We start from the raw sequence: 823 nt of genomic DNA, 5'->3' as shown, positions 1-823 counted from the left end.
CCTCGACAAGGCGATGCTGCAGGACGTGCTGGCAAAAAAGACCTGACGCTGGCGCGACTGCGCGAATGGGTCCGGGATCTGCAGGCACGCTACGGGGCCAGCGAACGGCAGGCCTGTTTTGCGCTGCAGGTCAGCCGCAGTTCGTTCCGTTACCGTTCTGTGGCGGCCGATGACAGTGCGCTGCGCCTGCGTATCCGCGAGATCTCGGAAACCCGCGCGCATTACGGTTACCGGCGGGTTCACATCCTGCTCAGGCGGGAGGGCTGGCGGGATAATCATAAACGCATTTACCGTCTCTACCGCGAGCAGGGCCTGTCCCTGCGTCTCAAACGTCCCCATCGCAATAAATCGGCACAGCGGCGACAGCCACAGCCTCAGGGACTGTATCCGAACCATGTCTGGGGTATGGACTTTGTCTCCGATGCGCTGTTTGACGGAAGGCGGTTACGCCTGCTGACGATAATCGATTTGTTCACACGTGAATGCCTGGGGATCTGTGTGGGCCAGAATCTGCGCTCAACGGAAGTGGCGGGGATGCTGAACAATATTGCGCTCAGACGCCCCTTACCACAGTTGCTGAAAACCGATAACGGCTCTGAATTTGCAGGAAAAATGCTGGACAAGTGGGTGTATGAACGGGGGATCCGTATAGACTTTTCCCGGCCGGGAACACCAACGGACAATGCCACGGTGGAGTCGTTCAACGGCAGGCTGCGCCAGGAGTGCCTGAACGAGAACTGGTTCATGTCCCTGGAGGATGCGCGGTGCAAAATCGAGGCCTGGCGCATACACTATAATCAGAGACGTCCCCATTCTGCACTGG

Annotated in this window: 1 pseudogene; it reads left to right on the top strand. The window is 58.6% G+C overall.

The features are described 5' to 3' along the window. Positions 1-823 (top strand): annotated as a pseudogene (locus E0L21_RS24690) (IS3 family transposase); the annotation flags it as partial.

Origin of the sequence: Kosakonia quasisacchari, from assembly GCF_004331415.1 — a bacterium.
GTDB lineage: Bacteria > Pseudomonadota > Gammaproteobacteria > Enterobacterales > Enterobacteriaceae > Kosakonia > Kosakonia quasisacchari.
This window is presented reverse-complemented; position numbering and strand designations above follow the sequence as displayed.